This is a genomic window from Planomicrobium stackebrandtii (genome assembly GCF_030814955.1).
Classification (GTDB): Bacteria; Bacillota; Bacilli; order Bacillales_A; family Planococcaceae; genus Planococcus; species Planococcus stackebrandtii.
In genome coordinates this window covers 254,016-274,461 of the sequence record NZ_JAUSWB010000006.1, presented here as the reverse complement: position 1 = coordinate 274,461, position 20,446 = coordinate 254,016, and the positions used below count along the sequence as shown (strand labels likewise).

Annotated in this window: 19 protein-coding genes and 1 riboswitch; of the genes, 13 read left to right on the top strand and 6 right to left on the bottom strand. The window is 45.4% G+C overall.

The window, feature by feature from the left end:
* Positions 1–59: 59 nt before the first annotated feature.
* The 3 genes from QOZ98_RS13085 to QOZ98_RS13075 form a co-directional block, all read right to left on the bottom strand.
* Complete coding sequence (locus tag QOZ98_RS13085) at positions 60–602, bottom strand: MFS transporter (RefSeq protein WP_308787869.1); 543 nt, start codon at positions 600–602, stop codon at positions 60–62.
* A complete protein-coding gene (locus tag QOZ98_RS13080; RefSeq protein WP_308787868.1) occupies positions 599–2,029 on the bottom strand; it encodes an FAD-binding oxidoreductase in 1,431 nt (476 codons plus the stop codon). Before QOZ98_RS13080 ends, QOZ98_RS13085 begins: the two co-directional genes overlap by 4 nt.
* Before the next feature lie 189 nt (positions 2,030–2,218).
* Positions 2,219–2,776: a nitroreductase family protein gene (locus QOZ98_RS13075; protein WP_308787932.1), complete on the bottom strand. Its 558-nt coding sequence runs from the start codon at positions 2,774–2,776 to the stop codon at positions 2,219–2,221.
* 156 nt (positions 2,777–2,932) lie between these two features.
* Between QOZ98_RS13075 and QOZ98_RS13070 the strand changes: the two genes are divergently transcribed.
* Positions 2,933–4,330 (top strand): protoporphyrinogen oxidase, encoded by a 1,398-nt coding sequence (locus tag QOZ98_RS13070; RefSeq protein ID WP_308787867.1) that lies wholly within the window; start codon positions 2,933–2,935, stop codon positions 4,328–4,330.
* A 149-nt stretch (positions 4,331–4,479) separates the two neighbouring features.
* On the opposite strand, the gene katA is transcribed toward QOZ98_RS13070, so the two are convergent.
* The gene (gene katA / locus QOZ98_RS13065) at positions 4,480–5,946 is read right to left on the bottom strand and encodes a catalase KatA (RefSeq protein ID WP_308787866.1); all 1,467 of its coding nucleotides are present in this window, start codon (positions 5,944–5,946) and stop codon (positions 4,480–4,482) included.
* A 241-nt stretch (positions 5,947–6,187) separates the two neighbouring features.
* A complete protein-coding gene (locus tag QOZ98_RS13060) occupies positions 6,188–7,231 on the bottom strand; it encodes a C40 family peptidase (RefSeq protein WP_308787865.1) in 1,044 nt (347 codons plus the stop codon).
* Positions 7,232–7,843: 612 nt separating this feature from the next.
* Between QOZ98_RS13060 and QOZ98_RS13055 the strand changes: the two genes are divergently transcribed.
* On the top strand, positions 7,844–9,400 hold the full coding sequence (locus QOZ98_RS13055; RefSeq protein ID WP_308787864.1) for a fatty acid--CoA ligase: 1,557 nt from the start codon (positions 7,844–7,846) through the stop codon (positions 9,398–9,400).
* A 66-nt stretch (positions 9,401–9,466) separates the two neighbouring features.
* Positions 9,467–9,865, top strand: coding sequence for a hotdog fold thioesterase (locus QOZ98_RS13050; RefSeq protein ID WP_308787863.1), 399 nt, complete (start codon positions 9,467–9,469; stop codon positions 9,863–9,865).
* 50 nt (positions 9,866–9,915) lie between these two features.
* Here QOZ98_RS13050 and QOZ98_RS13045 read toward each other — a convergent pair whose 3' ends face one another.
* Complete coding sequence (locus QOZ98_RS13045; protein WP_308787862.1) at positions 9,916–10,443, bottom strand: methylated-DNA--[protein]-cysteine S-methyltransferase; 528 nt, start codon at positions 10,441–10,443, stop codon at positions 9,916–9,918.
* Between the two features lie 138 nt (positions 10,444–10,581).
* Here QOZ98_RS13045 and QOZ98_RS13040 point away from each other — a divergent pair, with 138 nt between their 5' ends.
* The 10 genes from QOZ98_RS13040 (at position 10,582) to QOZ98_RS12995 (ending at position 20,404) form a co-directional block, all read left to right on the top strand.
* The gene (locus QOZ98_RS13040; protein ID WP_308787861.1) at positions 10,582–10,734 is read left to right on the top strand and encodes a hypothetical protein; all 153 of its coding nucleotides are present in this window, start codon (positions 10,582–10,584) and stop codon (positions 10,732–10,734) included.
* 106 nt (positions 10,735–10,840) lie between these two features.
* Positions 10,841–11,803, top strand: coding sequence for a hypothetical protein (locus QOZ98_RS13035; protein ID WP_308787860.1), 963 nt, complete (start codon positions 10,841–10,843; stop codon positions 11,801–11,803).
* A 169-nt stretch (positions 11,804–11,972) separates the two neighbouring features.
* On the top strand, positions 11,973–13,637 hold the full coding sequence (locus QOZ98_RS13030) for a formate--tetrahydrofolate ligase (RefSeq protein ID WP_308787859.1): 1,665 nt from the start codon (positions 11,973–11,975) through the stop codon (positions 13,635–13,637).
* Between the two features lie 162 nt (positions 13,638–13,799).
* On the top strand, positions 13,800–15,299 hold the full coding sequence (locus QOZ98_RS13025) for a carboxylesterase/lipase family protein (protein ID WP_308787858.1): 1,500 nt from the start codon (positions 13,800–13,802) through the stop codon (positions 15,297–15,299).
* Between the two features lie 31 nt (positions 15,300–15,330).
* Positions 15,331–15,561, top strand: coding sequence for a hypothetical protein (locus QOZ98_RS13020; protein WP_308787857.1), 231 nt, complete (start codon positions 15,331–15,333; stop codon positions 15,559–15,561).
* A 56-nt stretch (positions 15,562–15,617) separates the two neighbouring features.
* Positions 15,618–16,919 (top strand): DUF4139 domain-containing protein, encoded by a 1,302-nt coding sequence (locus tag QOZ98_RS13015; protein ID WP_308787856.1) that lies wholly within the window; start codon positions 15,618–15,620, stop codon positions 16,917–16,919.
* 128 nt (positions 16,920–17,047) lie between these two features.
* A complete protein-coding gene (locus QOZ98_RS13010) occupies positions 17,048–17,662 on the top strand; it encodes a PH domain-containing protein (protein ID WP_308787855.1) in 615 nt (204 codons plus the stop codon).
* Positions 17,663–17,769: 107 nt separating this feature from the next.
* Positions 17,770–18,174 carry an acyl-CoA thioesterase gene (locus tag QOZ98_RS13005; protein WP_308787854.1) on the top strand — a complete coding sequence of 135 codons (405 nt, stop codon included), beginning with the start codon at positions 17,770–17,772 and terminating at the stop codon, positions 18,172–18,174.
* 81 nt (positions 18,175–18,255) lie between these two features.
* Positions 18,256–18,357, top strand: a riboswitch (purine riboswitch).
* 146 nt (positions 18,358–18,503) lie between these two features.
* Complete coding sequence (locus QOZ98_RS13000; protein WP_308787853.1) at positions 18,504–19,091, top strand: xanthine phosphoribosyltransferase; 588 nt, start codon at positions 18,504–18,506, stop codon at positions 19,089–19,091.
* The gene (locus tag QOZ98_RS12995; protein ID WP_308787852.1) at positions 19,088–20,404 is read left to right on the top strand and encodes a nucleobase:cation symporter-2 family protein; all 1,317 of its coding nucleotides are present in this window, start codon (positions 19,088–19,090) and stop codon (positions 20,402–20,404) included. Before QOZ98_RS13000 ends, QOZ98_RS12995 begins: the two co-directional genes overlap by 4 nt.
* The last annotated feature ends 42 nt before the right edge of the window (positions 20,405–20,446 follow it).

The window sequence follows — 20,446 nt, the reverse complement described above, 5'->3', positions numbered from 1 at the left end:
GATGCATTTTTTCGGGCCATCATAGTGGCTGGAGAAAATGCATCTTTTTAGTTTGGTTGTTATGCAGCGGCATTTTCCAGTTTCAACAATTGCAGCCCGCTCCAGGCGAAAACAAGGGAGGCGATATAAAAGATGCTGGCGATCGTCAGAAAATCGACGAGGTAGCCGGTTGCGATAACGGCCAGGGCTGCGGCGACAGAGGTCCAGACATGGTAGCGGCCAATTTGCGTGCCGGCAATCTCTTTTGTGGCATAGCGTGCCAGAATCGTTTTTTCGGAATTTTTTTGAATGGCTCCAAGAACTCCCATCAGCACCTGCAAAATATAGACATGCCAAACTTCCGAAGCCAGCGGAAAGAATAACAGGAGAATGGCCATACCCCAGGAATAAATAACGAGAAAGGTTTTGTCTCCGATTTGGTCAGCGTATTTTCCAATCAGCGGGTAACACAGGGCAGCTGTCAGTGCGAACAGGCCATAAGCCCAGCCAAACTGGGCATAGCTGTCCCCGACATTTTTGATCAGCAAAATATAGAACGGAAAAATCATACTGGATGCCATGCCAACCGTGCCCTGATAGTAGATAAAACGTTTATAGTTCATGGCCGATACTCCTCGTAAAAAAGATTCATAAAGCGGTGGTCCGGATCAAACCGGTCTTTCAATTCGAAGAATTCTCCGGTTCTTGGATACGCACTCTGCATTTGCTCCTTTGTTGGATAGCCGAAATACGGCAGGTAATAACTGCCGCCATGCGCCAGCGTTACATCGATCATTTCACGGACAACATCCTGTGTGTCCTTCACGCTTTCCGTATCGGTTCCCTGGTTGACCAGCAGGACAAGTGAAAACATATCCTCTTTGGCATAGGACAAAACCGCATCCTCATTTTTTCCGACGTAGCGGATGGTGACATTCAATAAGTTGAAATCGGGATTAGCTTCCAATACAGCCTTAAGCGCCGGGATATAATGTTCAAATTGATCTGCAGGAACAAAGTACTCCTGAAGAATTTCCGTTTTTCGGCTATTATCATATTCCATGAATTCGGAATCTGAACGCATAACATTATTGCGTGAAACTAGGTTTCCATCGATTTGCTGTGTATAGGCTGTTTGGGCGTTCCAAAAGCTGTCTTTTCCGGCATCATTGATGCGAGAAAGGCCTAGGAAGAACTTCGGAACGGCCACCAGGTTTTCAGTTTTTAATTTTTGATAGTCCGGAAACGGCGTTTGGTCCTCGGCTGATTTGTACGTAATCGTATACATTTCTTCCATAAAAGACTCTGGTGCAATGGAGATGCGGGCCAGATGCATTTTGGCATCCGGATTGTCCTGCACCTGCCGCTTGAAGTACGCAGGATAGTCGCGGTAAGGCATGCTGTCCGTTTGGGTTTCATACAGCTCATCATTAGTCAGCTCCAGCGTGACATCCAAAATAATGCCGAACAACCCATAGCCGCCGAGGACCGCATAGAATAATTCCTTGTTTTCAGAGGGGCTCAAGTGAACAATATCGCCCTCCGCATCCAGCAAGCGCATGGAGACGACTGTATCCGTCAAGCCGCCGTTGCGGATGTCCAGACCGTGGGCATTGACGCTTAACGAACCGCCAACCGTGAAAATGTTCTGAGACTGGCTGATTTTCAGCGATAAGCCATAAGGATTGATAGCTTCCTGTATATCTGCCCACCGTGCGCCGCTTTGCACAGTTACTGTTTTTTCTTCTTCGTTGATTTCGACGATTTGATTGTATGGCTTCATGTCAATCATGATGCCGTTCGGATACACTGTCTGTCCACCCTGGCTGTGTTGCATGCCAGCAATAGACAGAACATCACCAGTCTGTTTGGCATCCAGCACGATCTGTTGCAGTTCTTCTTCACTCATCCCTGCCTTCACCGTTTTGATCTCTACGGGCAAAAGCCGCTGGTGCAGTTCAGCAGCGAGACCGTTCAGCTGGGTGGAATAAACGTAAACGGACAAACCGAAAACACATAGGTACAAAAGTATTATCCACACGGTTTTCATCGCGCCGTTCCCCTTTTTCTGCAAGATTCTGAGTTCTTTTCTTTATTAGACCGCTGTGCCTCGAAATAGTTCCCATGGTATAAACAATTTATGTAACGGCAACCATGCTGGAGACTGCCATGTATTTAAAGAGGTTTTAGCAAAAAAAAAAGAGGTGCCACAGATTGCGCAACCTCTTTCAAAATCATATTACTCGCTGATGATCGTCAACTTTTCGCGAATATCCGTACGCTCCTGTTTAGCGGGAACATGTGCAGGATAGCCAATCATCATCGTAGCGACGATTTTTTCGCCCGGCTTAACCCCGATAGCCTCGCGGAACACAGGATTGTAGATCCAGTCATTGGAGCGCCAAATCATGCCAATGCCGCGTTCCCAGGCTGCCAGTTGGAAGTTTTGCAGCATGGAAGACACCGCGCCATAGTCCTCATCCCATCTTCTTTGTCTCGGGTCTTCTGGCATGATGACGACTAGGTGCAATGGGATGCTGCGGAAGTAATCAGCTTTATTGAGCATTTTCGGTGGGATTTCCCCGTCCGGCGTGCGCATCGATTCAATAAACGCCTGAACAAATTTTTCTTTGCCGGCGTCTGTATACAGCTGGAAGCGCCAAGGTTCATTTACTTTATGATTGGGCGCCCATTTGGCGACGTTCAATAGTTCGATAATTTCCTCGACATTGACAGCGTCCACCTTGAATTTTTTGATTGAGCGTCTCTCTATGATATTCTGGTCAATAGCGTTCATCATTAAACGTCTCTCCCTTCCGCATGGAAAATGCGGGTCTCTATTCATTATCCTACCATGGCGAGAAGGGAAAAGCGTATCAAAAAAGACAAAAAGATCCCTGCTACGAGTCTGAAATATTGTTAGAATGTAAGCATACGCAAGGAGTGGATAAAGTTGAAGAAAGCTGTAGTCATTGGCGGAGGCATTACCGGCCTTTCCGCTATGTATTATTTACAAAAACTGAATCTGCAAGAAAATCTGGATCTGGAATTGGTGCTGGTTGAGCAGGAGCAGCATTTGGGTGGCAAAATCAGGACCGTTACAGATGACGAATTTGTCATGGAAGTCGGGGCAGACTCCATCGTTGCACGTCATGCCAGCGTCATGCCACTGATTGAGGATCTGGGCATCGCGGACCGTGTTGTCTATAACGGTACGGGCATTTCCTATTTATATGCCAACAATGTGCTGCATGCCATTCCCAAAGATACAGTGTTCGGCATTCCGATGGACAAAGAAGCGCTGTTCCGTTCAACGCTCGTTTCGGAAGAGGGCAAGCAAGCAGCGATGAAAGATTTTGACAGCGCCAATGAAAACTTTACCCGGGACAGTTCAATCGGAGAGTTTCTTGAAGCGTTCCTTGGCAAAGAGCTGGTGGAGAATCAGATTGCGCCTGTTTTGTCCGGTGTTTATTCCGGCAGCCTTCACGAACTGACGCTGGCGTCGACCCTGCCATACTTGGTCGATTACAAAAATAAATACGGCAGCATCATCAAAGGGTTCGAAGCAAACAAGGAGTTTTTCCAAGGCGCTGCCAATAAGAAGTTCATCTCTTTTGATGAAGGCATGCGAGTATTGATTGATGAAATGGAAAACCAGCTGGAGCAAGCCTGCATATTGAAAGGCGTCGGAACCAAGTCGGTCCAAAGGGATGGAGAACAGTATCTTGTGGAGTTGGAAAATGGAGAGGTGATAGAGGCGGACTACGTCATTTTGGCAACACCTCACCAAGTTGCTCAGCGGCTTTTGGGAATAGCAGAGCTGGATACTGAGTTCGATCAGTTCCTGAATTCTTCATTGATCAGTGTCTACCTGGGGTATGACGTTCCGGATGACCAGCTGCCAAAAGATGGTACCGGATTTATCGTCTCGCAGGAAAGTGACTTGCATTGCAACGCCTGTACTTGGACCAGCCGGAAATGGCGGCATACTTCAAAAAAACATAATTTGCTCGTTCGCTTATTTTATAAGAGTTCGCATCCTTCCTACGGAATGCTGAACGATTTGTCTGAAGAAGAACTTGCAAAAGTGGCAAGGGAAGATGTCCGCAAAAGTTTGGGAGTTGAAGAAGCGCCTATAGCAGTCGAAGTGACCGGTTGGAAAAACTTGATGCCCAATTATCACATGGCCCATAAAACCGCGATCAGTGCGCTGGAACTGAAAATGGAAGAACTGGTTCCAAATGTTAAACTTGCCGGCTCATCCTACTTTGGGGTGGGAATTGGGGCTTGCATTCAAAACGGCTCTGATCTGGCGAAAATCATTGCCAATCAATTGGTTGATGTAGAATAAGAGTTGAAAAGAGGCCATAGCGGGTCTCTTTTTTTGTAGACAAATATCTGTTGAGGATTTATTTTTTTACTTTGGGAAAAAGAAAAGCCATTTATCCGGTTTTTGGATAAATGGCTAATTGAGAATATAGAGGTTATTTTATCAAGTAATTATTTTGTTTCAGTCAGATCCGGAACTGAAAGACCAAGGCCTTCAGCCACACGTGTACCGAATTCAGCATCTGCTTTGTACAAATGGCAGATTTGGCGAAGTTTGATGTCTTCTTTATCCACAGCGCTCAAGCCGCCGACGAAAGTTGCAACAAGACGCTCTTGCTCTTCAGCGCTTTGCAGACGGTAAAGGTCGCCAGGCTGCGTGTAATGGTCGTCTTTAAAGTAAGGCACTGAATCAGTGACGCCGGAAACTTCAAGTGGATCCGTTTTAGCAGCTGCAGTTTCAGTAGGGCCGCCGTAGCTGTTCGGCTCGTAATAGACAGAACCGCCGCCGTTGCTGCCAAAGTTCATTTGGCCGTCGCGTTGGTAGTTGTTAACTTGGTTTTTCGCCGCGTTGATCGGCAGCATCTGGTGATTAGCGCCTACGCGGTAACGGTGAGCGTCATGATAAGCGAACAAACGGCCTTGAAGCATTTTGTCCGGTGACACGTCGATGCCGGGAACTAAAGTACCTGGAGAGAAAGTAGCCTGCTCCACTTCAGCAAAGTAGTTTTCAGGGTTGCGGTTAAGCACCATGCGGCCGACTTCCATTAACGGGTAGTCTTTGTGAGACCATGTTTTCGTTACATCAAATGGGTCGAAGCGATACGTGTTCGCATCTTCCAAAGGCATAACCTGCACATACATCTTCCATTCAGGGAAGTCGCCTTGTTCAATGGCATTGAACAGGTCTTCCGTATGGAAATCAGGGTTTTCACCGGCAATTTTGTCTGCAACTTCCTGAGTGATGTTTTGAATGCCTTGCTCAGTAAGCATATGGTATTTGATCCAAACTGATTCGCCTTCCGCGTTTGTCCATTTGAATGTGTGGCTGCCGAAACCATGCATATGACGAAGAGTGGCAGGAATTCCGCGGTCGCCCATCAAATAAGTAACTTGGTGCAATGATTCTGGTGATAATGACCAGAAGTCCCACACAGCGTTAGGGTTTTTCAAGTGAGTACGTGGATCGCGTTTTTGTGTATGGATAAAATCAGGGAATTTAATTGCATCTTGGATAAAGAAAATTGGCGTATTGTTGCCGACTAGATCATAGTTTCCTTCTTCTGTATAGAATTTCAAAGAAAAGCCGCGCGGGTCACGGACAGTATCAGCAGATCCCAGTTCACCGGCTACCGTTGAGAAGCGGGCGAACATGTCGGTTTTCTTGCCGACTTCAGATAAGAAAGCGGCTTTTGTATATTTGGAGACATCTTGGGTTACTTCAAAATAACCGTGGGCTCCGGCGCCTTTGGCATGTACCACACGCTCAGGAACACGTTCTCTGTTGAAATGTGCAAGCTTCTCAAGAAGATGAACATCTTGTAATAGGACAGGGCCGCGTTGTCCGGCCGTCTGGGAATTCTGGTTGTCTCCGACTGGGGCACCCCAGCTGGTTGTTAAACCTGTTTTGTTTGTACTCATGAATCGGACACCTCATTCTCTTTTTTATGTAAAACACTACAAACTTAATGATAACAGTTTTTAAATTAAAATCAATTCTAAGTGATAATGATTATAAATAGTGGAGTTTTTTTCTGTCAAACTATTGGTTTAAAGAGGGAGAAAAGCAAAAAGAGCCGCAGCGGCCAAGCCGCTGCGGCTCTTTTTATATAGAAGCTTCTGCTTCCACACCCAGACGCGACGGGCGCTTCCGCTTTTCTTGTTACCTCATTGCGTTCAAGCGCTGGTAGCTGTCAAAGTGCTTGCCCCAATAGCTGTCGTTCAGGCTTGTAATTTGAACTCGATCTCCGCCAGCATGAATAAAGCTGTTGTGGCCGATGTAAATGCCCATATGTGAAATTCCGGCGCGGTACGTATTCTTAAAGAACACCAAGTCACCCACCTGAGGGGAGCTCACTGCATAAGACATCGCATCATAGCCCGTAGTATTTGTTCTTGGGATGCTGATTCCAGCTTTATTGTAAACGTGATAGATAAAGCCGCTGCAATCGAAACCGCCTGGTGCAGCACCGCCCCATTTATATGGTGTGCCCAGCAACGAATTGGCTGTAGCAACTAATGTTGAAATGTTTCCGGATGCGGCAGGTGCAGCAGAGACCGGATTCGAAACAGTCACCGGCTGTTTTGCTGCCGAACTGCCAGTAACCTTCAATACTTGCCCGACTCGGATTGAAGTTGTTTTCAAACCGTTTAAGCTCGTTAGCTGTGAGACCGTTGTCCCGTGTTTTTTAGCGATATTGAATAATGTATCGCCGCTGACTACGCGGTAGCTACTGCTTTTGGAAACAGCAGGAGCCGCTGCAGGAGCTTTAATGGCTGGTGCTGGTGCAGTCGCCTGTGCTTGGCCGCGGACAGTTATTTTTTGTCCAGGACGGATCATGCTTCCCGCCAGCTTATTTAACTGTTGGATAGAACTAACGCTGGTGCTGTGAACTCTGGCTATGTGGGACAATGTATCTCCAGCTTTTACCGTATATGTACTCACAGAGCTTGCAGATGTTTTAGGAGCAGTGACCTTTGGTGGAGATGCTACAGCTGCAACCTTAATTTTTTGATTAGGATAAATAGAATTGGAGGATAATTTGTTCCATGTGATCAGTTGATCAACCGATACATTATTGCTGGAAGCGATTTTCCACAAAGTATCTCCTGGTTTAATTGTATAGCTACTGGCTTCTGTGTCCGAAGCACCAATTGCCAACGATAAAGTCGTAGCTGCAAATAATGTAAAAATAATTTTTCTCATTCTCAAACCCCTTTTTCATCTTTTATAGATAATTCTATCTATTCTATATATTTTACTTAATTCTATATAATTAATTTAATATAGGCAATAAGTTTCAATATTACATTTGTGTTACAGAAATGAAAGTAACAAAATAGCTGTTTTGTATTTATTGATGAAAAGTAGGTACTACTCGGTTGGATGGATGTTTTGAAGTGGTGGTTCGCACATAAACTTTATCGGTCTTATTTAATAAATGTTAATAGCCTAATAAAAAAATACAGGTTATGAAACTTTAAAACGTTTTGTTAAGCAGCCTATATAAGCTGAACTGCTAGCCTGTGCAGTACATATTCTGCGAAATAGCCGGCTTATTACAGATGTCTCGGCTGTTTTTCCCTATGACTGCTGGAAATGTCAGCAAAGAAAGATAAGTCCAGGTTTAGTAGAATAACTCCTACATCGCCGGAGAGATACATAATATGAAAATAGTCCGTTTTGAATGCCAATCTATAAAAAAGGGACTAATTTCTTATACGAAAATGAGAAAATGAATTGTTGCAATATTTCTTTTTTTCTGACATCATGAAATGATAAAGAAAACGATTTCATAAGAAGGAGGAGAAGTGAAGGATGTATGCAACGCTTGGCAAAATATTTGACCAGACAGTTGAGCAGTATCCGGACAAAGAAGCGCTGGTTGACGTGAGAAGAGGGGAAAGGTGGACCTATTCGCAATGGAGCGCTGAAGTTCATCGTTTAGCGAATGCCCTAACGTCAGCAGGCGTCAGTAAAGGCGATCGGGTTTCTACTTTTTTGTTCAATAACCGTGAGTTGCCTACTGCATTATTTGCCTGTGCAAAAATCGGGGCTGTTTTTAACCCCATCAATTTCCGGTTAAAGCCGGAAGAGCTGGTGTATATTTTAAATGATGCGACACCTGAAGTCGTCCTCTTCGAAGAAGCACTGCAAGACACAATCAAGGGAGTTGCTGCCCATTTTCCAAGTATCCAATTTTGGTTTATAGATGAAGATGTTCCGGACTATGCGGTGAGTTATCAGGAGCGGATCAATGCAGCGCCTGCAACAGATCCTTTCGTGCAGGTTGATGAGATCGATACCTATGCCATTATGTATACAAGCGGTACCACGGGGCGGCCAAAAGGAGTAATTCACCGCCATCGCGACATGGCTGAACAAAGCATGACATGCATTGCGATGCTGAAATATACGAAAAATGATGTGGGTTTGGTTATCGCACCGATGTTTCATTGTGCTGAATTGCATTGCTGTGTTATTCCGCGCGTTCAAGCAGGAGCCTCGAGCGTCATTTTGCATCAATTCAATCCTCAAGCGGCTGTGGACACTGTCGAAAAAGAACAGGTTACGGTCATGTTTGCTGTACCGACCATGTGGAGCATGATGGCAGATCTGGATGGAGCAGATTCAAAAGTCAAAACGCTGCAGCGTGGATTATACGGAGCAGCCCCCATGGCGCCCGTGTTGGTCAAACGTGTTAAAGAAGTGCTGGGCACCAACTTGATTCAGGCTTATGGCCAGACGGAAATGGGTCCGGCTATTACGTTCCTGTCCGAAGACGAACAGCTGACCAAAGCGGGATCTGCCGGAAAACCTGCGTTTAACCATGAAATCCGAATCGTTCGGCCAAATGAAAAGGGGCCTTCAGAGCCGGATGACAGAGTAGGGATATTTGAAGTAGGAGAAATCATTGTCCGAGGACCGAGCATGATGGCTGGTTATTTCCATCGTCCCCAGGCGACGTCTCGTGTGCTGTATAAAGGTTGGTATCACACCAGTGATTTGGGGTATATGGATAAAGACGGCTATTTGTTTGTTGCTGACCGCGTAGATGACATGATTATCAGCGGTGGAGAAAACATCTATCCACGGGAAGTTGAGGATGTTTTGCATGAACATGAGCTGGTTCAGGATGTTGCTGTTCTCGGAATCCCGGACGAAAAATGGGGTGAAGCGGTAATGGCTTTTGTAGTGGTGAAAGATGATTTGCTGACAGAGCAGCAACTGGAAGAATTTTGCCTTAATAATGATAAACTTGCCCGTTTCAAACGGCCAAGAACTTATCGTTTTGTCGATGAACTGCCGCGAAATGCCAGCGGTAAAATACAAAAGTTCCTGTTGCGTGAACTTTACGCTAAAAGCAATGCTTGATAAATCGAACTCTCAGAAAAGTGGCAGTCTTGAGAGGGTTTTAACTGGAGAAGGAGAATACAGATTATGCAAATGAAACCGGTAGAGGACACCATCGCGGGTGTATTAGGAATAGAGTTTGTCGAGATCACCCCGGACAAAGTAATCGCGACGATGCCTGTTCACGCAGCCACGCATCAGCCTTTCGGACAGTTGCACGGCGGGGCTTCCGTTGTATTGGCGGAATCAGTTGCCAGTATCGGCACTTGGGAGTTGATTGATCAGGAAAACGAAATTGCCGTCGGCTTAGAAATCAATGCCAATCACCTGCGCGGCAAACAGGAAGGGCTAGTGACCGCTATCGGCACGCCGCTGCATAAAGGCAGAACAACAATGGTTTGGGATATTAAAATTATTGATGAAGAAGAAAAGCTTATTTGTGTCTCGAGATGTACCGTAGCAATCGTCAAAAAGAAAAAGCAGTAATTTCAACTGGAAAACGAACCCCCGCCACGGCAACTGAAGCGGGGGTTCGTTTATTTTGCGGGAAGCTTTTGAGTTTCCAAATCCAGCAGCAATCGTTTGAAAGCAAGACCGCCTCTATAGCCGGCCATGGTGCCATTTTTGCCAATGACGCGGTGGCAAGGGACGATGATGAGCAACGGGTTTGCGCCAATGGCAGTTGCCACTGCCCGCACAGCTGATGGTCTGCCAATGCGTTCGGCAATTTCAGAATAAGAAAGGGTTTGCCCATAGGGTATTTGTTTTAGGGCTTGCCATGTTTGTTGCTGAAAAGGAGTCCCTTGTACATCGGTAGGCAAAGAAAATTCCTGTTGCGAACCCTCAAGGTAAACCGTTAATTCCTGGCTATAGTCCGCGAGCTTCCTGTCGTTTCTTTCCAAAATCGCTGATGGAAAACGTTTCTTGAAGTAAGCTGTAAACTCTTCAAGGCTTTCGCCGGGAGAACCGACGCAGCACAAGCCCTTTTCGGTCTTGGCGATATGAATCTTCCACGAATTGTATTCGATTGTTGACCAATAAATGGTGGAGTGGGCCACTGGCATCCATTTATCATCCTTTCTTGTAAACTGGGCGCTATACTAACTCCAAAATAAGGTTTTATTTCAAGAAACGCAAGCTGCAAAAATTTCAGGAGAAACGGTTTTCAGTTTTATAACAATAAAAAATAAGGAGGAACTAAGATGGCAAGAGACAAAAATTTAGAGGAATTAAAACAAAAGCAGTTGGAAAAGGAATTGAGAGAGCAGGAAAACGAGATGGAAATGACCGACAGCGGACGGGTACCGAATCTGCAGGATGATCTGGAAGACAAACAGGACGAAGAGAAGCAATAGAAGATAAAACTATTTCCCGCATTTCGGTTTCAAACGAGGTGCGGGTTTTTCATGGGGAGGCATGTTACTATAGACACTATCAAAATGCAAAGAGAGAGTGGTTTATATGTTTAATTCCTTAATTGAATTAATGGATGCCAAAGAGTTAGCAGACAAGCGCTCAATCCCGTGGAACCAAATTTGCCAGGAAGAGCAGTTGTCGGAAAGATTCATCAAAGACAACCTGGACCAAGTGAATTGGAAGCTGATTTCACGTTTCCAGGAGCTATCGGAAGGCTTTATCCGCAAATACAGAAACCGCTTGTTCTGGGATGAAATCATTCAGGCGCAGAAACTGTCAGAAACCTTTATCGAGAAATATGCGGACAAAAAGAAATGGCGGCCGATTGCGGCAGAAGAACTCAGTAAAAAACAGCAGAAGACCGTAGACAAAGAGGGCAAGCCGTTCGATGGAGTGGAATATTGGAAGCTGGTCTCGGCAAAGCAGCAACTGGCCAACTCGAAAGGCCTGTCGCCGGCGTTTATTGAAAAGCACCAGCATGAATTATCATGGCCGGAACTTTGCCGGCATCAGCATTTGCCGATGCCGTTGATCGACCGCCATGCCCGTCAAGTGGATTGGACATTGGTGACGCGCCATCAGACTTTGTCTGAACGTTTTATTGAGAAGCACAGCCGCGATATAGAATGGGAAACCCTCTCGTTTCATCAGTCATTGTCCGAGCGCTTTATCAATCGGCACCATGCGAAAATGAGTTTTATTTCAGCGGAAGAAGGACGTTCGGAAAGCTTCCTCTATACCCATTTCAACAAGCTGGATGCCGCGTCGATTCTGGAGCACCAGCAGTTAAGAGAAGTGAAAAAGTACGAGCCTTTGGATGTTTATGTGCTGACCAAGAACGGCCAGAAAAAATACATTCTCAAGTTCCACGGCCTTGCTGACAACTTAGAGCCAATCCGAAAAGCTGATGAGGAAGAGCTGTATGAGCAGTTGGAAGAAAATGATTTATTGGCAACCGTGGAGGAAGACTTCCCGGAACTGATGATCATCGGAGATATCCGGTTCTGATGTTTGATTTCGGCATCCACAGCAGTAAAATTAAAGGAGATCCAAAAAATTTTTTTTCAGTTTTTATGAACGCATTAACCGCTTCTCAGAATTTTTGAGAAACGGTTATTTTTTATTTTAGTAAAAACAGGTTATACTGAATAAAAAATTGAAAGTTGGGATTCTATTCATGGCGTTTACGGATTTATCAATTGCGAGCAAAGCGACGATCCTGCCGATTCTGGAAATTGCAGAACAGGCAGGCATCTCTATAGAAGCCTTGGAATTATACGGAAACTTTAAAGCGAAAATCAATGTGGACCGATTGCCGCCTGTTGAAAAAATGGGACAAGTGGTACTGGTTACAGCTATCAGCCCGACTCCTGCTGGAGAAGGGAAGTCTACCGTTACAGTAGGATTAGCAGATGCGTTCAAACAATTAGGTGAATCGGTGGCAGTTGCGCTGCGTGAACCTTCTTTAGGCCCTGTCATGGGCGTAAAAGGCGGAGCCACTGGCGGCGGATTTGCACAAGTCCTGCCGATGGAAGACATCAATTTGCATTTCACAGGAGACATCCATGCCATCACTTCAGCAAATAATGCTTTGGCTGCGTTGATTGATAATCACCTCCATCAAGGAAATCTCTTGAATATCGATCCGCGCCGCATCACATGGAAGCGCGCGCTGGACATCAATGACCGGGCACTTCGCCAAGTGACAATAGGTCTTGGCGGCCCAGGGCAAGGAGTTCCGCGTGAAGACGGTTTCGACATTACCGTAGCTTCGGAAATTATGGCGGTGCTTTGTTTAGCGACTTCTTTGGCAGATTTAAAAGAGCGGTTGGCACAGATGGTCATTGGCTATACGTATGACAGAGAGCCGATTACGGTAAGGGATCTTGGAGTGGAAGGTGCTTTGACGTTATTGCTGAAAGAAGCATTTAAGCCTAATCTGGTCCAGACTATTGAAGGAACTCCAGCCATCATCCACGGCGGCCCGTTTGCAAACATCGCCCATGGCTGCAACTCGCTGATTGCAACGAATACAGCAAGAAGACTGGCAGATATTGTCGTAACGGAAGCGGGATTCGGAGCCGATTTAGGTGCAGAGAAATTTATGCATATCAAGTCAAGAAAAGGCGGATTTCACCCGGATGCCGTCGTCATTGTGGCGACGGTCCGTGCCTTAAAAATGCATGGCGGTGTTGAGAAAAATCTATTGGCAGAAAAAGACGCGGATGCGGTCAAACGCGGGATGGTCAATTTGGCAAAGCATGTGGATACGATTCGCCAATTCGGCATTGAGCCGGTTGTGGCTTTGAACCGCTTTGCAGGCGACAGCGAGGCAGAATTGAAAGCCGTACTGGATTGGGCCGAGGCAGAAAAGGTTGCCATTGCCATGACGGAAGTTTGGGAAAAAGGTGGTCAGGGCGGCATTGCCTTAGCCAAATTGGTCAAACAGGAATTGCAGCGTCGGACAGATTTCCGTCACTTGTACAAGGAAGATGATGGCATTGAAGATAAGCTCCGCACGATTGTTCAAAAAGTATACGGGGGAGCGGATATTCAACTATCGGACCTTGCGCAAAAACAATTGGTCGAATTGAAAAAGTACGGCTGGGATTCTTTGCCGATCTGCATGGCAAAAACCCAGTACTCATTATCAGATCAGCCGAAACTGCTTGGCCGTCCCGAAGGATTTATCATTACAATCCGGGAAATCATGCCGAAGCTGGGTGCAGGGTTTTTGGTCTGCCTGACAGGCGATATTATGACAATGCCAGGTCTTCCAAAACAGCCTGCCGCTCTGAATATGGACGTTACAAATGACGGCAAAGCCGTCGGTTTATTTTAAGAATGAAAGACCCGGGCAAAGCTCTGGGTCTTTTTTTCTGTTCAAATATGGCGGGCGAGAAAACGTTTTTAATTATACTCAATAATCAGATAAAAAAGGCTATTTATAAGGATGAATGGTAGAATGTAGGGGACAAAGCATCATCAGTAAGGGGAGAAAACTATGACAGGAACCATCGTTGAAAGTGTATACGGAAAGCTGAGCGGAGAGAAGAAGGGCAACGTAATCGTTTGGAAAGGCGTTCCTTACGCTAAGCCGCCCATTGGCGATCTGCGTTTTCGAGCTCCGCAGCCTCCTGAACCATGGGAAGAAGTGCGTGAGGCAACTTTATTCGGTCCGTCTGCTATGCAAGCCTCCAGTGGGATCATGGAATTTTTAGGAAATCAGACAGACAATACAAGTGAAGATTGCCTCTACTTAAATGTCTGGTCGCCTGCAGCAGACAAAAGACGCCGTCCAGTCATGGTATGGATTCATGGCGGTGCTTTTACCGCTGGAACAGGATCCAGCCAAACCTTTGATGGCCGTTCTTTTTCGTCAGAAGGGGATGTTGTCGTTGTGACATTCAATTACCGCTTGGGCGCTCTCGGTTTTCTGCATCTGGGTGGTGTGGGAGGCAATGATTTTTCAGGGTCCTGCAATTGCGGTATTTTGGATCAAATTGCCGCTCTTCAATGGGTCCAGGACAACATCGAAAGATTTGGCGGAGATCCGGAGCGTGTAACGGTTTTCGGTGAATCTGCCGGAGCGATGAGCATAGGTGTATTAATGGCGGTTCCAAAAGCGAAAGGGCTGTTCCATCAGGCAATTCTGCAAAGCGGTGCAACAGCTAATGTGCTCAGTTCCGCTATTGCGGAAAAAGTAAGCAGCCGCCTTTTGGCTGCGCTGAAAATTGGACATGGTGAAGTGGACAAAATTAGACGAATTCCGGCCCAGCAATTAGTGGATACTGCCGCTTTATTGCCAGCCATGAGCCTGGTTCCAGTGATAGAAGGCGACTTGCTTCCTGTTCATCCCGAGCAAGCGATAGCCGAAGGGGCAACGAAAGAAATTCCGATACTGATAGGGACAAATAAAGATGAGTATCGACTTTTCAGCTTTTTTGACCCTCGTTGGAAACAAAACGATCCGGAAGAAATCTCTTCCATTTTTGAACACGCATTCGGCCTTAACTGGCTGGAGATTTCCCGGAATCTGATTGAGGGAGAAAATCTGAACCAGGAGATCTTCGACAAACTGATGACGATGAGCCTGTTTACATCTCCAGCTTTAAAACTTGCAGAGCTGCAGGTCAAGCAAGAGGCTCCAGTATGGATGTACCGGTTCGACTGGGAAACTCCTGTTTTTAATGGAGAGCTGAAAGCCTGCCACAGCCTTGAACTTCCGTTTGTTTGGAATACTCTTTCAAGAGCAGGTACAGAACGGTTAACCGGAAACCTAAAGGAACGAAAGAAGCTGGCGGAAGAAATGCACCATGCCTGGATTCGTTTTGCCCGAAGCGGCAATCCTAACACGCCTAAGCTTCCTGAGTGGGGGTCGTATAATCTCGAACACCGGCCAGTCATGATATTCAACCGCGAAAATGTGCTGGTTCATGACCCCAACAGTGAGGAGCGGAAAGATTGGGGAAACCTTATGGTGCATCTGGAAAGCATCCGGTAACAGCAGAAACAGGGGAACGGTGGGGATAAATATGAAATGCCAGATTACTGTCACCGATTTTATTGAACAAGGAACGGCAGTTTACATAAAAGTTGAGGTTTATGATCATCAGGAAGATCAGCGGCATGATGGAGAATTACGATTTTTAGAAGAGCTGCTTTACGGGGACTTAGTGCATCCGAAAAAGTCCCCGTTATCAGAAAAGTGCCGTTTGGATACCATTGCTTATCTACAGCAGTACTTTGACCGGGCAACAAGATGAACTTAGGGTTGGGTTTCAAACAGGCAGATTAGATCTGGAGAAAAGGAGAGATCCGCATGAAATTTCAATCAACACGCCAACAGCAGACATCTTCAAGTTTAACAATCTACAATGATGGGTTCGGATTGGTCAAAGAGACGCGAATGATTCCACAGAACAAAGAAACAACTGAAGTTCAGTTTATGGATGTCGCTGCAGGAATTGAAGCGGAATCCGTCTTGGTGGACGGGCTCCATGTACTGGAACAAAGCCATAATTACGACTTGATCAGCAAAGAAAAGCTCTTGGAAAAATACATTGATGATGTTATTACTGTGAGAAATGCAGAGCTTGATGAAGAAATGCAGATCCGTTTGCTCAGTGTTTCTGGGAGTATCATCGGTGAACGCGTCGATACGAAAGAAGTGGTCATAGATCCGATCGGCGAGCTGATTCTTCCTTCGTTGCCGGAAGGGATATTGACGAAACCGGCATTGGTATGGAAAACAGCTCCCATCGAAACGGACCTGGAAGCTAAAATTTCTTATTTGACTAATGGGTTGGAATGGCGGGCAAGTTATGTCGCAGAAATCCGGGGATCCCAGTTAAGTCTCTTGGGCTGGGTCCAGCTGTCGAATAACAGCGGCATAAGTTTTTTTGACAGCCGCCTTAAATTGGCTTCCGGCAAGGTGAACCGGTATGTGGATGCTCATCCATTATATGCACAAGCGAGGCTTTTTGCCGAAGCCGAGAAGCCGGAATCTTCTTTTCAGGAACATAGCTTCGCTGATTATCATGCATACAGCATCGAACGTCCAGTAACCCTGTTGCACGGGCAGACAAAGCAGATCCGTTTCCAAAAATCACAGGAAGTGGCTTTCCGGAAGCTGTATAAAGTGGAGCCGGGCAGTCAGCGGGCGAAAGTTATAGTGGAATTTGACAATACTGAAGACAACCAACTTGGGATTGCTTTGCCTAAAGGGATTTTCAAGGTTTATGAGCAGGACCGTGATGGGGAAATGGAATTTATTGGCGAGAATGCTATCAGCCATACTGCGCCACAGCAGAAAGTATCTTTTGTTATAGGAGAGGCATTTGATATTGTCAGCAAAAGCTGGGAGAAAAAACGTGAGCGGCACGGCCACTTTGACTATGTGACTCATGTATACAAATTGCAAAACCAAAAATCAGAATATGTGCGAATCCAGGTTAATCATCAAATTCACGAACGGATCTGGCAGATGGAGTCGTCCAGCCACGACTACGAATTAAAGCAGTCGAACGAGTTGGAGTTTCGTGTCCACATTGCGGCAGGAAAGGAAATAGAAGTGGAATTCACTTACAAAGTGGACAGAACTGGTGACAAACGGATTAAATAAGGAAAAAGCGGAGAGGCACATTCTGCAGAAAAAAATTCTAATGGAAATTATTGGTGTCCTTCTTGCATTTCTTTGTTAAAATAAATCTGAACAAACCACTATATTATGGATAAAGGGGAACGGGCGAGATGTTTAAAAAGATGGCTTCAGAAGCTCTTGGATTGTCAGACATAGGGAAAATAATCGATCCGCAGGATTTTGACAAAACAGATTCGGATGATTATGTTATGTACGAAGATGGAGAAAAAATCTATTTTCTTATCAAAACAAAAGCGGATGAATATTGCTTCACAAACCTTGCGATTATCCACGTTGACGGAGATAGTGCAATGTCCTCCAAACGTACATTGAAACGTTATCCATATTCCCAGTACACGATTTCAGGTGTGATTCTTGAAACTGCCGGAAAAATCGATTTGGATGTAGAAATTGCCTTTGTTGTAGGGACAATTCCATTTAAAATCGATGTTCAAAAACAGCAGGCAGACCGTTTGACCGATCTTTACAAATCACTGCTGAGAATTGCCGAAAACACTCACGAGAATTCAATTATCATTAATATGGCCAATGACAGTCTGGAGAAGGCGGTTACCGTCCTGCAAAATTCCAGAACCGGAGAAGTGGCATTGGATGACCAATACTCGAAACTGACTGATTTTGGTTTTACCTGGATGACTTCTGTCCGCAACCAATACCATGTTAAAGATTTTGGCGACGTGTTTGAAAAGTATATCAACAACTAAAAGAGAAAAGGTGGATGCCAAATCGGCGCCATCTTTTTTTGCTGATCTTCTGATGGTCAGAAAATTATCAGCGAAAGAAAGCATTTCACTAAATTAGGAGGAAGCCTATGTATAAGACGATATTGACGCCAAGAGTTTCTGAAACGGATGCTGTCGGGCACATTAACAATACGACTTTGCCAGTTTGGTTTGAGGCAGGCAGAAAACCGGTTTTTGACTTGTTTACACCAGATCATGATTTTGCAAACTGGAAAATGGTCATTGTAAAGACCACTTTGGAATTTACGGGACAACTCTATTACGGCCAGGATGTTGAAGTAAATGCATGGGTCAAAAAAGTTGGCGGCAGCAGCCTGGAGTTATATGAAGAGCTGCATCAGAGCGGCAAACTTTGTGCACGAAATGTTGCTGTCTATGTGAATTACAACCTGGAAAGCCAGGAATCCGAAAAAATTCCGGATGCTATTCGTGAAGAGTTGGACAAGCATTTATGGGAAGCACAAGACGAGTAAGTATAAATTTTATCTGAATAAAGGGAATACTTTTTTAAATTCCAGCTCTGTTGAAATGCGAAAACAGCGTGCTATAATAAAACCATTCAAATACAATTTACTCATATAATCGCGGGGATATGGCCCGCAAGTTTCTACCGGTTTGCCGTAAACGAACTGACTATGAGAAGCAACGAAGCATGGGAATTGCGCCTTTTTAGGCGTCTTTTCTTTTTGTTTCCTTTCGAATTCAAGCTCGAAGGACATTGCTCCACTCATGGTATGGATGGATGCACGTTCTGAGGGCTTTTTTTTATGTCTTCAGCCGTGACAGAAGAGGAGCTGACAGCATGAAAAAACTAAAAGATAAAATTTTATCGGACGGCAAAGTCTTGTCGGAATCGGTGTTGAAAGTAGATTCATTTTTAAATCATCAAATTGACCCACCGCTGATGCAAGCGATTGGTGAAGAATTTGCTTTGCGCTTTAAAGAAGACGGCATTACAAAAATTTTAACTTTGGAATCCTCGGGGATCGCACCAGCCATGATGACAGGGTTGGTTTTAGGCGTGCCGGCAGTTTTTGCAAGAAAGCGGAAATCACTGACGTTGGTGGATCATTTATATACAGCAAGCGTTCACTCCTACACCAAAAATGAAACCAACGACATTTCAGTATCAAAAGATTTTCTTCAAAAAGATGACGTTGTGCTGGTCATGGATGATTTTCTGGCAAACGGACAGGCGGCATTAGGGTTATTGGATATTGTTGAGCAAGCTGGCGCGAAGTTGGCTGGCATCGGAATCGTTATCGAGAAAGGGTTTCAGCCGGGTGGCGGTTTGCTTCGTGAGCGTGGTATCCGTGTCGAGACATTGGCCAATATTTCGTCTTTGGAAAATGGAAAAGTGACATTTTTTGAGGAGGCGAAAAATCAATGAAAAAAACATTGGGTGAAACGGCTTTAGGATTTCAACATGTATTGGCCATGTATGCAGGTGCGGTATTGGTTCCGCTTATTGTCGGAGAGGCTCTTGGGCTGACAGCAGAACAGCTGACGTATCTGGTCGCGATTGATATTCTGCTTTGTGGTGTAGCCACCATTCTTCAAATCGTCAGCAACCGATTTTTTGGCATCGGCCTTCCGGTTGTTCTTGGCTGTACGTTTACTGCTGTTGGACCAATGATTGCTATTGGCGGGCAATACGGCATCTCCGCTATTTACGGGGCTATTCTCGTTTCCGGGGTGTTCGTTGTTTTAATCAGCGGGTTTTTTGGCAGTTTGGTCCGATTTTTCCCGCCAGTTGTCACAGGAACAGTCGTTACCATTATCGGAATCACGTTAATACCTGTAGCCATCAACAATATGGGAGGCGGACAGGGAGCCAGTAATTTTGGTTCGCTCGTCAATATCGGGCTGTCGTTCGGTACTCTTTTGTTTATTGTGTTCATGTATCGATTTTCAACTGGTTTTCTAAGAGCCATTTCCATTTTAGTGGGATTGATTGTTGGAACGGTCGCGGCTGCTTTTTTCGGAAAAGTAGATGTTTCACCTATTGCTGATGCTTCGTACTTCCATATGGTGGAACCGTTTTACTTTGGAGCTCCGACTTTTGAATGGCCGGCTATCCTGACGATGATCTTAGTGGCAATGGTGTCCTTGGTAGAATCCACGGGCGTCTACTTTGCACTTGGTGACATCACGAAAAAGAAAATCGCCGAGAAAGACTTGGCAAAAGGATACCGGGCGGAAGGATTGGCCATTGTACTTGGAGGGATATTCAACTCGTTCCCTTATACAGCATTTTCACAAAACGTCGGGCTGATCCAAATGTCGGGCGTCAAATCGCGTAAAATCATTCTGATTGCCGGCATTATGCTGATCACCCTTGGATTTGTTCCGAAAATCGCTGCTGTGACAACAATTATCCCACCTTCTGTTCTTGGGGGAGCCATGATTGCGATGTTCGGCATGGTCATTGCACAGGGCATTAAGATGTTAAGCACAATTATTACCGACTCTCAGGAAAATTCCATGATCATTGCCTGTGCAGTCGGCATCGGACTTGGGGTTACTGTAGTTCCTGAATTGTTTGTTCAATTGCCGTCAAGCGTTCAAATTTTGACAAGCAACGGAATCGTGGCTGGGAGTGTTACCGCTATCGTTCTGAATATCTTGTTCAACATGCTGCCTTCTAAAAAACGGAAGCACGCGGCAGCTGTAGTAAAGGAAAGTGCAATAAATCAAGGGTGAACCAAAAACGAGCAAGCCGCAGATAAGCGGCTTGCTCGTTTT

Coding starts and splice junctions, on each gene's coding strand:
- QOZ98_RS12995 (WP_308787852.1), top strand. CDS start 19,088: ATGAAAAAAACATTGGGTGAAACGGCTTTAGGATTTCAACATGTATTG.
- QOZ98_RS13025 (WP_308787858.1), top strand. CDS start 13,800: ATGACAGGAACCATCGTTGAAAGTGTATACGGAAAGCTGAGCGGAGAG.
- QOZ98_RS13075 (WP_308787932.1), bottom strand. CDS start 2,776: ATGAACGCTATTGACCAGAATATCATAGAGAGACGCTCAATCAAAAAA.
- QOZ98_RS13030 (WP_308787859.1), top strand. CDS start 11,973: ATGGCGTTTACGGATTTATCAATTGCGAGCAAAGCGACGATCCTGCCG.
- QOZ98_RS13035 (WP_308787860.1), top strand. CDS start 10,841: ATGTTTAATTCCTTAATTGAATTAATGGATGCCAAAGAGTTAGCAGAC.
- QOZ98_RS13085 (WP_308787869.1), bottom strand. CDS start 602: ATGAACTATAAACGTTTTATCTACTATCAGGGCACGGTTGGCATGGCA.
- QOZ98_RS13005 (WP_308787854.1), top strand. CDS start 17,770: ATGTATAAGACGATATTGACGCCAAGAGTTTCTGAAACGGATGCTGTC.
- QOZ98_RS13050 (WP_308787863.1), top strand. CDS start 9,467: ATGCAAATGAAACCGGTAGAGGACACCATCGCGGGTGTATTAGGAATA.
- QOZ98_RS13060 (WP_308787865.1), bottom strand. CDS start 7,231: ATGAGAAAAATTATTTTTACATTATTTGCAGCTACGACTTTATCGTTG.
- katA (WP_308787866.1), bottom strand. CDS start 5,946: ATGAGTACAAACAAAACAGGTTTAACAACCAGCTGGGGTGCCCCAGTC.
- QOZ98_RS13020 (WP_308787857.1), top strand. CDS start 15,331: ATGAAATGCCAGATTACTGTCACCGATTTTATTGAACAAGGAACGGCA.
- QOZ98_RS13045 (WP_308787862.1), bottom strand. CDS start 10,443: ATGCCAGTGGCCCACTCCACCATTTATTGGTCAACAATCGAATACAAT.
- QOZ98_RS13010 (WP_308787855.1), top strand. CDS start 17,048: ATGTTTAAAAAGATGGCTTCAGAAGCTCTTGGATTGTCAGACATAGGG.
- QOZ98_RS13000 (WP_308787853.1), top strand. CDS start 18,504: ATGAAAAAACTAAAAGATAAAATTTTATCGGACGGCAAAGTCTTGTCG.
- QOZ98_RS13040 (WP_308787861.1), top strand. CDS start 10,582: ATGGCAAGAGACAAAAATTTAGAGGAATTAAAACAAAAGCAGTTGGAA.
- QOZ98_RS13055 (WP_308787864.1), top strand. CDS start 7,844: ATGTATGCAACGCTTGGCAAAATATTTGACCAGACAGTTGAGCAGTAT.
- QOZ98_RS13015 (WP_308787856.1), top strand. CDS start 15,618: ATGAAATTTCAATCAACACGCCAACAGCAGACATCTTCAAGTTTAACA.
- QOZ98_RS13080 (WP_308787868.1), bottom strand. CDS start 2,029: ATGAAAACCGTGTGGATAATACTTTTGTACCTATGTGTTTTCGGTTTG.